Source organism: Micromonospora lupini, assembly GCF_026342015.1.
GTDB classification, from domain to species: domain Bacteria; phylum Actinomycetota; class Actinomycetes; order Mycobacteriales; family Micromonosporaceae; genus Micromonospora; species Micromonospora lupini_B.
The window spans coordinates 1,849,370-1,861,672 of record NZ_JAPENL010000001.1; the positions used below are offsets into that span (position 1 = coordinate 1,849,370).

A 12,303-nucleotide genomic window follows, 5' to 3' on the forward strand; every position below is an offset into this window, starting at 1 on the left:
ACGCGGCCCCGCGCCGCCGACCCCGACCACGAAGAGGTCAACCGGCCGCACGGTAGACGGCGGCGCCCATCGGCTTGTCGACTTCCAGATCCGTCGCCGCCGCGACCCGCGCGATCATCATGTACTGCCCGATCACCATCAGGAGTTCGACGACCTCGCGGGGGGAGAGCAGCCCGGTCAGCGCGGTGACGGTGTCGTCGGAGGGGCGGACGTCGCGGACGACCTCGGTCGTGAAACGCAGGACAACCCGCTGGTCCGGCGAGAAACAGCCGGCCTCGATCTCGTCGCGCCCGAGCGAGCGGACCATCTCGTCCGTCGCGCCTGCGGAACTGGCGATCGGCTCGTGCTGAACCCACTCGTACCTGACGTCGCTCAGTCCGGCGACTCGCAGGATCGCGATCTCCCGGAGCAGCGGGTCGAGCGCCAGGTCCTTGAGCAGCGTGCCTCCCCACCGCATCCAGTCCGGAAAGGCCGTCTCGGCGTGGGCCATGATGCGGAAGAAATTCAGGGGTGCCGCGGCCTGCAGCGCCTCGCGGACCGGCGCTGGGGCGTCGGCGGGGTTCACGTACGGCAGGCGACTCACGGTTTTCCCCTCAAAACCGGCGAATAGGGCGTCCCGCACCATATCCGATCCCGGTTGCGCTCGCCGCCGATCCGCCCAGGGAGACCGCCGGCGGGTCCCGCTCCGCACCCGCTGGGGGAAGCCCCCACCGCCGGCTTTTCCCATCCCCCCTGCGCGGGATTGACCCTCGAAGACGCCCGATGTTAACTGCATGTCAACGATGTAGGTCGATGTTCATCTCGCCGGAACCCGCTGCGGTGACAACGATCCGCGTCATCTCGTATCGCCCCCGTTTCGGCGGACGTGGGCAGACCGGGGCACGCCCCGGGGTGCGAGACATCCGCACGGACGATCCAGAGGAGATCGGGTCGATGACGATGACGACGCCGCTACGAATCGCGCCCACTGTCCCGCGATCGACCCCCCGGGAGAAGTTCGGCCTGATCACCCCCTGACGACGAGCCGGCGGGTCCGCGATGGCCCGTCGGCCGGAGTCACCTCATCGAGCCTGGCGTCGGCGGCCCGGCTTTGTCCATCCGCCCTGGTGAACGTGCACCCACCGGTGCGCGTGCGCCCGACCGTCCAGCCGACCCCGACCCGGGAGCACGCCATGCTCACACCACGTCCGCGCCTCACCGCGGCCGTCGTCCTGGCGATCCTCGCCAGCCTCCTGCCGATCCTGGTGGCGGTCACCGTTGCCGCACCGCCAGCGGCCGCGGCGCCCCCCGCGACCACCCAGTTCGAGAAGGTCAAGCTCGACGGTGGGCTCTCCATGGGAGAGCCGATCGAGCTGTCCGTCCTACCCGACGCCAAGGTGCTCTACATCAACCGGGGCACCAGTTCCGGCGGTGGGCAGGTGCGCCTCTACAACCCGACCACCCGTACGACGACAGTCGCGCTGACGCTGCAACTGGACGCCCGGTTCGAGGACGGTCTGATCGGCATCACCGCCCACCCGAGGTTCGCCACGAACCGCTGGGTGTACCTGTTCTACTCGCCGGCCACCACGCCGCTTGTCAACCGCATCTCACGGTTCACCTTCAACCCGAGCACGCTGGTGCTCGACCCGGCGAGCGAGACCCGGCTCATCGAGTGGCCGACCGAGCGCCGGCTCTGCTGCCACTCGGCGGGCTCGATGACCTGGGACAGCAACGAGAATCTCTACTTCGCCGTCGGCGACAACACCAACTCCGGTGGCGACTCGGCGGGCATGGCGCCGATCGACGAGCGGACGAGCCGCGACGCCCAGTACGACGCGCAACGAACCGCAGGCAACACCAACGACCTGCGCGGCAAGATCAACCGCATCCACCCGGAGGACAACGGCACCTACACCGTTCCGACGGGCAACCTCTTCGCCGCGGGCACCAGCGGCACCCGTCCGGAGATCTACGTCATGGGGGTGCGCAACCCCTACCGCCTGTGGGTGGACCGCACGAGCAGCAACACGCTCTACTGGGGCGAGGTCGGGCCGGACGCCGGAGCGACGATCGCCAACCGGGGGCCGGCGGCGTACGACGAGTGGAACCGGGCCACCTCGCCGGGCAACCACGGATGGCCGTACTGCGGCGGCCCCAACGTCGCCTACAACGACTGGGACTTCGCCACCAACTCACCGCGCGGCTGGTTCCCGTGCGGCGGCAGCACCGGCCCGGTGAACGACTCGCCCCGCAACACGGGCCTCCAGCAACTCCCGCCGACCCGGGGCGCGCTGGTCTGGGAGCAGCACGGCGGCAGCCGGGACTGGCCGGCCCTGGACACTCCGGGCGGCTGCGGCTCGCCCAACCATGCCGAGGTCTACCACTACGACCCCGGCCTCGCCTCGGACGTGAAGTGGCCGCAGTACTACGACAACAAGCTGGTCATCAGCGAGTACTGCCGTAACTGGATCAAGGAGGTCCAGTTCGACAACGGCAACCCGCGTACCGGCAACCCGAGCGTCATCGAACCGGTGCTGGCCGGCATGTCGTTCGTCCACCCGATCGACATGGAGTTCGGGCCGGACGGTTCTCTCTACCTGCTGGAGTACGGCAACGGCTACTTCTCCGGCGACGCCGCCGCGGGTCTCTACAAAATCAACTACGTCGCCGGCGGCCGGTCACCCACCGCCGTCGCCTCGGCCACCCCCGACAACGGCGTCAGCCCGCTGACCGTCAGCTTCTCCAGCGCCGGCAGCACCGACCCGGACGGCGACCCACTCACCTACGCGTGGGACTTCGACAGCAACGGCACAGTCGACTCCACCGCCGCGAATCCCACCTACACGTACGCCAGTAACGGCGACAAGCGCGCCCGGCTCACGGTGTCCGACGGCACGGGCCGGTCCGGCACCACCCAGGTGGCAGTCGTCGTGGGCAACACCAGGCCCACCGTCGCCCTCAACGGCGTCCCCAACGGCGGGCTGTTCTCCTGGGACGAGAACCTGACCGCCACCGCCACCGCCGCTGACGCCCAGGACGGCACGATTCAATGCGCGAACGTGACGATCCGGGCGGCCCTCGGCCACCAGGAGCACGCACACGAGGAGGGCCAGGGCACCGGCTGCGGCTTCACCGTCAACACGGGACCGGTGCACGCCGGGCCGGACTCGGTGCTCTTCTTCCTGCTGCGGGCCGGTTACACCGACCGGGGCGCGGCCGGCAGCGTGCCGCTCACCGCCGAGAAGGACGTCACCCTCTGGCCCAAGCAGTGGCAGGCCGAGCACTATGTCTCGCTGCGCGGCCCCCAGGTCATCACCGCGGGAGGCGCCGAGGGCGGCCGGCGTCTCGGTGACATCCAGGACGGCGAGTACGTTCGGCACCACGCGGTGAGCCTCAAGGGCATCACTGGCGTCCGGGCCCGGGTCTCCTCCGACAAGGCCGGCAACGTCGCCTCCTTCCGGTACGACTCACCGACCGGCCCCGAGATCGCCCGGGTCACCGTGCCCAACACCGGCGGTTGGGACACCTACACCGAGATCAGCGCGCCGGTCACCAGGCCCGACGACAACACGCACGACCTGTACGTCGTGTTCACGGGCGGCAGCGGAGGAGCCCTGCTCGACCTGGACAGCTACACGTTCACCGGCGTCGGCGTGAGCACCCCGGCGAGCGGCCCCCGCACCGGCCCGATCCGGGGCATGGGCAAGTGCGTCGACGTCAACGCCGGCGGGACCACCGACGGCACCAGCGTCCAGATGTGGGACTGCATTGTCGGTGCGACAAACCAGCAGTGGACGCTGCCCGGCGACGGCACCATCCGCAGCCTGGGCAAGTGCCTGGACGTGAAGTCCAGCGGCACCACCAACGGCACCCCGATCCACCTGTGGACCTGCAACGGCACCGGGGCCCAGCAGTGGGTGGCCGGCACCGCCGGCAGTCTGCGCAACCCGCAGGCCAACCGGTGCCTCGACATCCCCGCCTCCACCCCCACCAACGGCCGGCAGTTGCAGATCTACGACTGCAACGGCACCGCCGCGCAGAACTGGACCCTGCCGTGACCCGCCCGTCCACTCTCCCGCGAGGAGCGCTCATGCCCAGACGCACCATCGTCGCAGTCGCCACCGCAGTGGTCGCCGGACTCACCGTCGCGGCCGGCGCGACGAACCTGGCCCCGGCCCCGGCCGAGGCCGCACCGCTGAGCAAGGTCCTGGTGTTCTCCAAGACCGCCGGCTTCCGGCACTCCTCCATCCCGAACGGCATCGCCGCCATCCAACAACTTGGTACGACGAACGGCTTCACCGTCACCGCCACCGAGGACGCGACCAGCTTCACCACCGCCAACCTCGCCCAGTACCAGGCGGTGGTCTTCCTCAGCACCACAGGCGACGTGCTCGACGCCGGCCAACAGAGCGCGTTCGAGGCGTACATGGCCGCCGGTGGTGGCTTCGTGGGCGTGCACGCCGCCTCCGACACCGAGTACGACTGGCCGTGGTACGGCGGCCTGGTCGGCGCGTACTTCACCTCGCACCCGGCGATCCAGCAGGCGACCGTCCGGGTCGAGGACCGGGCCAACGCCTCCACCGCACACCTGCCGTCGACCTGGACCCGCACCGACGAGTGGTACAACTACCGGGCCAACCCCCGCTCGGCGGTCAAGGTGCTGGCCAGCCTCGACGAGTCGTCGTACACCGGTGGGTCGATGGGTGGTGACCACCCGATCACCTGGTGCCACAGCTACGGCGGCGGACGTTCCTGGTACACCGGTCTCGGCCACACCGAAGAGAGCTACACCGACCCGAACTTCACCCGGATGCTGCTCGGCGGCATTCGGGTGACAGCCGGGGCGGTGGCGGCCGACTGCCGGCCGGAGGCCGGTTACACCCCGCTGTTCGACGGCACCCAGGCCAGCCTCGGGCAGTGGCGGCAGGCGGGCCCTGGCGGGTTCACCCTCACCGACGGCACCCTGACCTCGAACGGCGGTATGGGGTTGCTCTGGTACCCGGTACGCACCTTCGGCAACTACTCGCTCAAGGTCGACTGGATGATGCCCGGCGACGACAACGGTGGGGTTTTCATCGGGTTTCCCGATCCGCAGGGCGACCCGTGGGGTCCGGTCGACGCCGGTCACGAGATCCAGATCGACGCCACCGACGGCGATCCGTCGCGCACCACCGGCAGCGTCTACGGTCTCCAGGCGCCGAACCAGGCCGCCCGCGCGGCGGCGCTCAACCCGCCCGGCTCCTGGAACACCTACGAGATCGGCGTGCACGGCCAGCGGGTCGAGATCTGGCTCAACGGCGTCAAGATCAATGATTACGTCAGCAGCCGGGCCATCGCCAACGGCTACATCGGGGTGCAGAACGACGGCGCCGGGATGGACATCAACTACCGCAACGTGCGGATCAGGACCGACGGCCCGAGCGAGCCGCCCGCCACCGACCTGGCCCGAGGCCGGCCGGTGACGGCGTCAAGCGTCGAGCCGGGCAGCACGCACACGGCGGCCAACGCCGTGGACGGCAACGCGACCACCCGCTGGGGCAGCGCGTACACCGACCCGCAGTGGATCACCGTCGACCTGGGGGGCACCTACGCGATCAACCGGGTACGGCTGGCCTGGGAAACGGCCCACGCGCGGGCGTACCAGGTCCAGGTGTCGCCGGACAATGCCACCTGGTCGGCGGTGCACACCACGACCGCCGGCGATGGCGGCGTCGACGATCTCACGGTCACCGGCACCGGGCGCTACCTGCGGGTGTACGGCACCCAACGCGCCACCCAGTGGGGCTACTCGCTGTGGGACCTGAACGTCTACGGCACCGCCGCCGGCAGCACCCTGCTCTCCCGGGGTCGGCCTGTCACCGCGTCGAGTGTGGAGCCGGGCAGCGCGCACGTGGCGGCCAACGCCGTGGACGGCATCGCGACCACCCGCTGGGGTAGCGCCTACGCCGACCCACAATGGATCTCGGTGGACCTCGGCGCGTCCCGTACCCTCGACCGCGTCCGGCTGACCTGGGAGGCGGCGTACGCGCGGGCCTACCAGGTCCAGGTCTCCCCGGACAATGTCACCTGGTCGCCGGTCTACACCACGACCACCGGCGACGGCGGCGTGGACGACATCGCCATCTCGGCCACCGGCCGCTACCTGCGTGTCCAGGGCACCCAACGGGCCCTGCCCGCGTACGGCTACTCGTTGTGGGAACTGGAGGTCCACGGCCCGGTCGCCTGATCCGCGCCCGGTAGGTCACCTCGGCATCTCGCTCGGGGTGGCCTGCCGGCGCGACAGCCACTCCGCCGGCGCCCCCCGCACCGGCGGCCCGCGAGCAGCGGCCTGCTGCGGTGACCTCGGAAGGAGACGACGCCGTTCAGCCCGGGGTGGACGGCATCGACGTCGCTGGGTGGGCGGACGATAGGCTGCGCTCGGCGTCCGACTGACCTAAGGGGAACGGGTGATAGGCGGAGCGGTTCGCGCGGTGGTCGCTGTCTGCGGGCATCCGGCGTGAGCAACGGGCTGCGTCCCGGTGACCCGGCCCGCCTCGGCGCGTACGAGGTGGTCGCCCGGCTCGGCGACGGAGGCATGGGCAGTGTCTTCCTGGCCCGCTCGCCTGATGGACGACAGGTGGCGGTCAAGGTCGTCCGCGCGGAGTTCGCGCACGACGAGGAGTTCCGGGGTCGGTTCCGTAGTGAGGTGAACCGCGCCCGTCAGGTTCCACCGTTCTGCACCGCCGAGGTCGTGGACGCCGACCCGGACCACGACCCGCCGTACCTGGTGGTGGAGTACGTCGAGGGCCCCAGTCTGGCCCAGGTGATCCGGGAACGGGGGCCGCTGGGGGCCGCGCAGGTGCACAGCATCGCGGTCGGGGTGGCCACCGCACTCACCGCCATCCACGGCGCCGGGGTGATCCACCGGGACCTGAAGCCGGCGAACGTCCTTGTCGCGCCGGGTGGGATCAAGGTCATCGACTTCGGCATCGCCCGCGCGTTCGAGGCGACGAGCCAGCACACCCGGACCAACCAGGTGGTCGGGACCGTCTCGTACATGGCTCCGGAGCGGTTCGACGCGACGTTGGGCCGTCCGGTGGGCCCGCCGGCGGACATCTTCGCCTGGGGTGCCGTTGTCGCCCACGCCGCGACCGGCCGCAACCCCTTCGCGGGCGACTCCCCCACCGCCACCGCGATGCGGATCCTCACCCAACCGCCGGACCTGGCCGGGCTCGGTGGGCCGTTGCGGGAGTTGGTCTCTCGCGCGTTGGAGAAGGATCCCGCTGCTCGGCCCACCGCCCGGGAGTTGCTCGACGGACTACTGACCGCAGCGGATCCGGGCGGGGCCGCCGGGCCGGCCCGACGCCCGGGCGCGACGCCGACGGCGGTCGTGGTGCCCGCTGCCGGTCACGCCGGCCAGGGCCGGCCGTCGGTGCCGCCGGGTCCGGCCACCGCCGGTGGCGCGGGCTCGCGCCGGCGTGGCTGGCCCACCCTGCTGGGGGCGACCGCGGCGGTGATCGCGGTGGTGGTGCCCGCTTCCCTGTTCGGTCCAAAACTGCTGGATGGGCGGTCCACACCGGATCGGGCCGGCTCCACGGCCGCGACCGGCGGCCCGGCAACGAGCGGTCCGGCGGCCACCGCGTCGATGCCCGCATCGGGAACGCCGGCCGCCTCACCCTCGACCAGCGTGGACCCGACAAACGCCATGCTGGCCGGTCAGCGGCGAATCCTGCTGCACGTGGTGGAGATCGACGGTGACCTGTCGCTGCCGTCGCACGGCGAGCTGGAGGTCGGCAACGGAACCGGCAAGGATGCGCTCTTCGTGCTCGAACCGGTAGGCGTCGACTACATGATCAAATCGGTGAACCCCGAGATCGCCCACCGACCCTGTCTCGGGGTCAAGCGCGATGCGAAGGGAAACAAGACGCTTGTGGGGGCCGACTGTCGGCCGAGCGACGCAACAGTGTTCGCGCTGTCCCGCGAGGGCAAGGACGACAAGGGGCGCACCTCCTACACCATCCTCAACGACGAGTACGGCGTGGTGCAGTGGAGCCCGACCAAGAAGGAGATCTACGTCGAGTTCCTCGGTGACGCCCCGATCGACACCACGTTCAGCCTTGTCGACCGCGGCGCGGTCTGACTTGCGCGTACCCGACGGGGCAGACCGAACCGGCGTTGGTCGCTGAGGGTCGCGGCCGGCCGCGTCGTCAGCGCAGCAGCGCCATCCGTTCGATGACCGAGTCGCGCAGCTCCGGCGGCCACGGGAACAGCGGCGTCGCCACCCGGAGCTGGGCGAAGCCGTGCAGCCCGACCCAGAGCGCCGTCGCGTCGCCGAACGGGTCCGTGCTGGCCGACCGTCCCTCCGCGACGCAGTCGGCGAGCGTACGCCGGAAGATCTCGAAGGCTCCCATGCCGAGCACGCCAAGCTCGTCTGCCAGGCCCGGGGTCCGCTCCAGGGCCTGCCCGGCGTCCCAGACCGCGCCGAACATCACCCGGTACTGCTGGGGCCTGCGTTCGGCGAAGGCCAGGTAGGCCGCGCAGACCGCGCGCAGCCGCTCGACCGGATCCGCGTCATCCGGGGCGCCCAGCTCCTGCTCAAGGATTCCGAAGGCGCGTTGCGCGACCGCGAGCAGGATCGAGTCCAGGTCCGGGAAGTGGGGATAGATCGATGGCGCGGAGATGCCGGCCCGCCGGGCGATCCCCCGCAGGGTCACGTTCTGCGGTGCGTCGTCCTCCAGGAGCTCCAGCGCGGCGTCGACGATCTCGTCGCGGAGCTGGGCACCCTGGCCGCGCTTGTTGCGGGCCCGCGTTCTCGGTGTGGTCACCCTTTGACTTTACATCTGTTAGGCGAGGGCATAAGTTAACGCTTGTAAGTTAACGCTCGTTTCCCTAGGGATGGAGTCCCCCATGACCGCCGCGACCACTACTCGAATCGACACCGCCGCCCCCGCCCACCGCGCAGACCTCGTCGGCCGCGGACTGGCCGCCCTCGCATCCCTCGCCACCGCCGTCGCGTTCGTCAACGGAGCGCTGCTGACCATCAACGCCAGCGACGATCGCCTGTTCATCGAGGGCTGGCGGGTCTCCAGCTTCGGCATCTTCGCCGCGCTCTTCGCCCTGCTCGCGCTCAGGCCGCGTCAGACAGCAGGCGTCTGGGAGATCGTGCTCGCCGGCAAGGCCGCCCTCGTCGTGTTCGGGGCACTGATCGGAGACGTCCCCGAGGCACGCCTGTCGGCAATCATCGACTTCGGGCTCGTCGCCGTCGTCGCGGCGGCCTATGTGCTCTGCCGCGGCTGGTTGGCGTGGCGTCCCGTGACCACCAACCCGAGCCGATGACGGGGACGACAGTGCCCCACCTGAGGGAGAGCACCGGATCGCCCGCCCCGTCATCGGACGGTGGCGGGCGATCCGCGTACTCAGTATCGAGGGAACGGGCCCCACTGCCTGGCGGCGAACGACTCGCCCTGCCGCTCGATCTCCAGGGCGGAGCGACCGCTGAAGTGCGCCGGCAGCACCAGCGCCCGAGTGTCGGCCGCCCAGCCGAGCAGACGGCGGCGGGTGATCGCGGCCTGGATCGGGTCCTCGCAGAAGCAACTGCTGTGATCGTGTTGGCGCAGTTGGAGCGGGGTGTGCAGGATGTCGCCGGCGAACAGGGCCCGCTCGCCAGCCGACTCCACAGTGAGCACGGCATGGCCTGGCGTGTGCCCGGGTGCGGCCTCCAGCCGCAGATTGCCGTCGATCAGGTACGTGTCCTCCCACAGCTGGACCTGCCCGTTGGCGTGCACCGGGGCGATGCTGTCCTCGTACGCGTTCTCGTTGACACTCCCGGCGATGCCGGGATTGTTCGCGGGGTTCCAGTGCTGGAAGTCGACGGCGGGCATCAGGTAGGTGGCGTTCGGGAACGTCGGCAGCCACTGACCGTCGACGAGCCTGGTGTTCCAGCCGATGTGGTCGGCGTGCAGGTGTGTGTTGATCACCAGGTCGACGTCCTCGGGCCTGGTCCCCGCCTCGGCCAGCCGGTCCAGGTAGTTCACCTGTTGCCGGTGCCAGGGTTCGACAGCGGGCCGGTCCTTGTCGTTGCCGACCCCGGTGTCCACCAGAATGGTGCGACCCTCGCTGCGCAGCAGCCAACTCTGCATGGCGACGTGCACCATGTCGTCGTCCACGCCAAGGTGGTCCGGAGTCAGCAGGTCGCGCTCCGTACGCCAGGCGTCAGCCGGGATGGTGGGGAAGAAGGCGCCGGTCGGCATGATCGGGCCGTGCGTCTCCTCGATGCGGGTGACGCTCACACCGCCGAGCTGGATCTCGTGCATGCGATTCTCCAAGGGGGTACGGGTCAGCGGCCCGGCAGGGTGGCCAGTGCCAGGTTGGGGTCGACGCCTGTGGTGTACGCGGCGCTGAGCACGTAGAGGGTGCGGCCACGCACGGCCACCGAGGTCGGGTTCTGCAACCCGTCGGCAGCGGTCAGCAGCGTTCGCGAACGGCCGGCCGCGTCGATGCTCACCACCGTGTTCGGTCCGTTGAGCGTGGCGACGACCTGTTGGTCACCGGCACCGACGAACGTGAAGTCGTCGATGCCGACCAGGCCGGTCGCCGCCACCCGGACAGGTCCGGGACGGCCGTGCCGCACCGGGATGCGCAGCAGCGTGCCGTGGTCGAGGTTGGTCGCCCAGATCGCGTCGGCGCGTACCTTGATGCCGTTGGCGCCGAGGAAACCCGCCGCGGCGAGCTCGGGCGCCGAGGACCAGACCTCGACACGGCCGCCGTCGAGGGAGACCGTCGAGATCGTGCCGAGCACCGAGTCGGTGAGGTAGAACCTCTTCGCCTCCGCGTCGAACGCCAGGCCGTTGGGCAGCCCGCCCGCCGGCAGGGCGGCGATGCGGTGCGGGGTCCGGCCGGGGCGTAGCCGGTACAGACCGGTGGAGGCGGCGTCGCCGCTCGCGTACAGGAAGTAGAGGGTGCCGTCGGTCATGCGGACGATGCCCGTGGTCAGCGCGAACGCGAGTACCGGCGTGTTGACGCCGCCATCGGCGGGGGCCGGCAGGGTCGCCAGGATCCGCGTCCCGCCGGACGGGGTGACCGCGGCGACCTGTCGAGAGGCAGCGAAGGTGACGTAGGCCGTGCCGTCCGGGCCGACGGCGACGTTCTCCGGCATCTGCCCCTTCGTCAGGTCGAAGTGGTTCGCGATCCGCGAGGGCGCGGCGGACGCTCGGGCCGCCGCGGTGGCGGCCGGCACGGCGCTCGACGGTACGACCGTCACGACGCCGATCCCCGCTGCTGCGACGGCGATTGCGAGGGTCATCGTTCTCGTACGCATTTCTGTCCTTACTCACGGTGTTGTTGATGGGCGCGAAGAGGGCGCGACGGGTCCGGCGCTCCGTACGGAGCACCTCGGGTCGAGCCGATGGGAGGGGCTACTCGCGCCTGGCGAGCGGCTGTGCGGCGCCGGCACGGGTGGTGAGGGCGCCGTGCACGAGCAAGGTCATCGCGGCGTGCGATGCCGAGCCGGGTTCGGTGGTGGCGACGACGACGCTCTGACCGTCCTCGGTACGCAGGGCCTGCTGCGTCACGTCCATGGCGCCGACAAGCGGGTGACGCATCTGGTAGACCGTGTCGCCGCCGGCCTTCACCCGGTGGTCGGCCCACATGGTGGCGAACTCCGGGCTCCGTACCGTCAACTCGCCGACAAGCGCGGCCATCAGCGGGTCGTCCGGATGCTGCCCGGAGGCCATCCGCAGCGCCGCCACCACCGCGCGGGCCTTGGTGGGCCAGTCCGCGTACAGGTCGCGGGTGTGCGCGTCCAGGAACACCAGTCGTGCCATGTTCGGGTACTGGCTCGGCCGTCGGAGGATCTCCGGGGCCAGGTGACCGGCGAACAGGGCATGACCCGCGGTGTTCCACGCCAGCACGTCGGCGCGGCGACCGAGCACCACCACGGGTACGTCACCGAGCGTCGCGACGAGCTGGCGTACCGCCGGGCTCACCCGCTCCGGGGCCGGGCGACGCACGGCGGGCCGACGGCGGGTCCCGGCCGCCAACTCGAACAGGTGGCGGCGTTCCGCGTCGTCGAGCCGCAGCGCCCGGGCGAGCGCGTCGAGCACCTCCGGTGAGGCGTTCACGGCCTGACCCTGCTCCAACCGCGAGTAGTACGACACGCTCACCCCGGCCAGCAGCGCCAACTCCTCCCGGCGCAGCCCACGAACCCGGCGCCGCTCACCGTACGTCGCCACGCCGGTGTCCTCCGGCCGCAGCTGGGAGCGCCGGGCCTGGAGGAAATCACCGAGCTGTCCTCTCGCGTTCATGACTCGAAGTATCACCAGCCCTGCCGGCGCCAACCACTCC

Annotated in this window: 9 protein-coding genes; 4 read left to right on the forward strand and 5 right to left on the reverse strand. The window is 70.7% G+C overall.

Features of this window, described 5'->3' with window-relative positions:
• Positions 1–37: 37 nt before the first annotated feature.
• Complete coding sequence (locus OOJ91_RS08150; RefSeq protein WP_266244012.1) at positions 38–625, reverse strand: carboxymuconolactone decarboxylase family protein; 588 nt, start codon at positions 623–625, stop codon at positions 38–40.
• A gap of 547 nt (positions 626–1,172) precedes the next feature.
• Between OOJ91_RS08150 and OOJ91_RS08155 the strand changes: the two genes are divergently transcribed.
• The 3 genes from OOJ91_RS08155 (at position 1,173) to OOJ91_RS08165 (ending at position 8,101) form a co-directional block, all read left to right on the forward strand.
• Complete coding sequence (locus tag OOJ91_RS08155; RefSeq protein ID WP_266244013.1) at positions 1,173–4,040, forward strand: ricin-type beta-trefoil lectin domain protein; 2,868 nt, start codon at positions 1,173–1,175, stop codon at positions 4,038–4,040.
• Between the two features lie 32 nt (positions 4,041–4,072).
• Entirely contained in the window at positions 4,073–6,208 is a 2,136-nt protein-coding gene (locus OOJ91_RS08160; protein ID WP_266244014.1) for a ThuA domain-containing protein, read from the forward strand.
• Positions 6,209–6,478: 270 nt separating this feature from the next.
• Positions 6,479–8,101 carry a serine/threonine-protein kinase gene (locus OOJ91_RS08165; RefSeq protein ID WP_266244016.1) on the forward strand — a complete coding sequence of 541 codons (1,623 nt, stop codon included), beginning with the start codon at positions 6,479–6,481 and terminating at the stop codon, positions 8,099–8,101.
• Positions 8,102–8,168: 67 nt separating this feature from the next.
• Here OOJ91_RS08165 and OOJ91_RS08170 read toward each other — a convergent pair whose 3' ends face one another.
• Positions 8,169–8,786: a TetR/AcrR family transcriptional regulator gene (locus tag OOJ91_RS08170; RefSeq protein WP_266244018.1), complete on the reverse strand. Its 618-nt coding sequence runs from the start codon at positions 8,784–8,786 to the stop codon at positions 8,169–8,171.
• 82 nt (positions 8,787–8,868) lie between these two features.
• On the opposite strand from OOJ91_RS08170, the gene OOJ91_RS08175 reads away from it, so the two are divergent.
• A complete protein-coding gene (locus tag OOJ91_RS08175) occupies positions 8,869–9,297 on the forward strand; it encodes a hypothetical protein (RefSeq protein ID WP_266244020.1) in 429 nt (142 codons plus the stop codon).
• 80 nt (positions 9,298–9,377) lie between these two features.
• Here OOJ91_RS08175 and OOJ91_RS08180 read toward each other — a convergent pair whose 3' ends face one another.
• From OOJ91_RS08180 to OOJ91_RS08190, 3 genes are all read right to left on the reverse strand, one after another.
• The gene (locus OOJ91_RS08180; RefSeq protein WP_266244021.1) at positions 9,378–10,274 is read right to left on the reverse strand and encodes an MBL fold metallo-hydrolase; all 897 of its coding nucleotides are present in this window, start codon (positions 10,272–10,274) and stop codon (positions 9,378–9,380) included.
• A 23-nt stretch (positions 10,275–10,297) separates the two neighbouring features.
• Complete coding sequence (locus OOJ91_RS08185; protein WP_266244023.1) at positions 10,298–11,278, reverse strand: hypothetical protein; 981 nt, start codon at positions 11,276–11,278, stop codon at positions 10,298–10,300.
• Between the two features lie 97 nt (positions 11,279–11,375).
• On the reverse strand, positions 11,376–12,263 hold the full coding sequence (locus tag OOJ91_RS08190; RefSeq protein WP_266244024.1) for a helix-turn-helix transcriptional regulator: 888 nt from the start codon (positions 12,261–12,263) through the stop codon (positions 11,376–11,378).
• Positions 12,264–12,303: the final 40 nt, after the last annotated feature.